Annotated in this window: 2 protein-coding genes and 1 pseudogene; all 3 read left to right on the top strand. The window is 64.3% G+C overall.

The annotated features are described in order from the left end of the window. Positions 1 to 265: pseudogene (locus OXS27_RS32180) on the top strand (helix-turn-helix domain-containing protein); the annotation flags it as partial. 423 nt (positions 266 to 688) lie between these two features. Further along, positions 689 to 1,405 carry a sugar transferase gene (locus tag OXS27_RS32175; protein WP_267361721.1) on the top strand — a complete coding sequence of 239 codons (717 nt, stop codon included), beginning with the start codon at positions 689 to 691 and terminating at the stop codon, positions 1,403 to 1,405. 30 nt (positions 1,406 to 1,435) lie between these two features. Continuing rightward, complete coding sequence (locus OXS27_RS32170; RefSeq protein WP_267361719.1) at positions 1,436 to 1,642, top strand: hypothetical protein; 207 nt, start codon at positions 1,436 to 1,438, stop codon at positions 1,640 to 1,642. The last annotated feature ends 106 nt before the right edge of the window (positions 1,643 to 1,748 follow it).

Raw genomic sequence — 1,748 nt, 5'->3', positions numbered from 1 at the left:
AAGTGTCCAGGATGTCGCCCAACGGGCGGGTGGCAGCCGCCCGGCTGTGTGGCGCTGGCATCAGCGCTACGCTGAGGCGGGTGTCGAAGGTCTGCTGCGCGACAAGACGCGTCCGCCCGACACGCCGCGTCATTCGACAGAGCCGGTGGCAGAGGTCCTGGCGCTGACCTGCTCGGAACCGCCGGGCGAGGTCACACACTGGACCGGCCAGGCCGTAGCCCGCGCGGTCGGGATCTCGTTACAGGCCGTGCAGCGGATCTGGGATCCGCTTCGCGACTGGCGTGGTGCATCCTTCTCCAGCGAATTTGTCTTAGCCCCCCAAAGTTGTTTCCACTTGTGCGCTGCACGCGTGAGACCATCGCCCTCAGCGCAACCCACGTCGGGTCTGCGGAAGAGAATACGTATTTTATACGCGCGTAGCCATCCACGAGGGGGGCTCGCAAGGCAGAGGCGCCTTAATGGCGACATGCTTCGCGATATTAACCACCTAAAACCTGCTTTCGCCCGTAGCACTAGATTTTGACTTCGTCCTGTGATCTACATAAATCCAAGATTAAGAATTTGTTAACCAATCTTAGATTAACCTAATCTACCCCGCACACTGGGAAGAAAAGCCATGTCGCGAACTGCAACGCATCGAGATGTCGGAGGTGATATCGCAGTGCAGCGCGTTCTCAATACCAGTTCTATCGCTGAGGTCGTCGACCTGGCTTCTGGCCGCGTGATCGAAGTTGCGGATGCAGCGGTCGATGTTCTGTCGCCGGAGGCCCCCTTCGTCGCCCGCGGCCTGCGCCTGAACTGGGCAGCCAAGCGCGGCCTCGACGTCGGCGTGGCCGTCACCGCCCTGTTCCTGCTGCTGCCGCTCCTCCTGCTCATCGCCCTCCTGGTCTGGGCCGGGGACGGCCGCGCCCCGATCTTCCGCCACATGCGCCTGGGCCGCGACGGCCGCTCCTTCGGCTGCCTCAAGTTCCGCTCCATGGTCACCGACGGTGAAGCGGTGCTGGCCGCCCATCTGGCCGCCGATCCGCGGGCCCGGGCCGAGTGGGCCGCCACGCACAAGCTCAGCAACGATCCGCGCATCACCGCGATCGGGCAGGTGCTGCGCAAGACCTCCCTCGACGAGCTGCCCCAGCTCTGGAACGTCCTGCGCGGCGAGATGAGCCTGGTCGGGCCCCGCCCGATCGTGCCGGCCGAGGTCGCCCGCTACGGCCGGGCGTTCCAGACCTGCTTTGCCGTGCCGCCGGGGGTGACCGGGCTGTGGCAGGTGTCGGGGCGCTCGGACACGAGCTACGCCGAGCGGGTGGCGCTGGATCTGGATTATGCCAGCCGCTGGAGCCTGCGCCGGGACATCGCGATCATGCTGCGCACGATCCCGGCGGTGCTCGCCCAGCGCGGCAGCAAGTAGCCGCAAGCCTTACATTGAGGAGCCTGAGCTATGCAGGACGACAACCCGCTCTGGTACGACTACGCCGAACCCGACGTGGCACCCAGCCGGACGATGCTGGTCCTTGCAGGCCTGCTGTCCGTCTCTTCGAGTGCCGTCGTCACCATCGTCCAGCTGTACAAGATGCCGGGTTGGCTCTGGCAAAAATTGGCATTCAAGCTTGGGCAACGCCAAGAAGCCGGAACGAAGCCATTTTAAGCTGAGCCGTACTCGATGGGGTCTTAGCTACGCGTCAAGCGCCGCTGATTTCATCGGGCGCGAGGGGCGCACTATCACATATTCGCCAGAGCTCGACGAAGCCGGC

This window comes from Methylobacterium sp. GC_Met_3 (genome assembly GCF_026540775.1).
Taxonomy (GTDB): domain Bacteria; phylum Pseudomonadota; class Alphaproteobacteria; order Rhizobiales; family Beijerinckiaceae; genus Methylobacterium.
The sequence above is the reverse complement of the archived record's forward strand: the minus strand, read 5'-3'. Positions and strand labels throughout refer to the sequence as shown.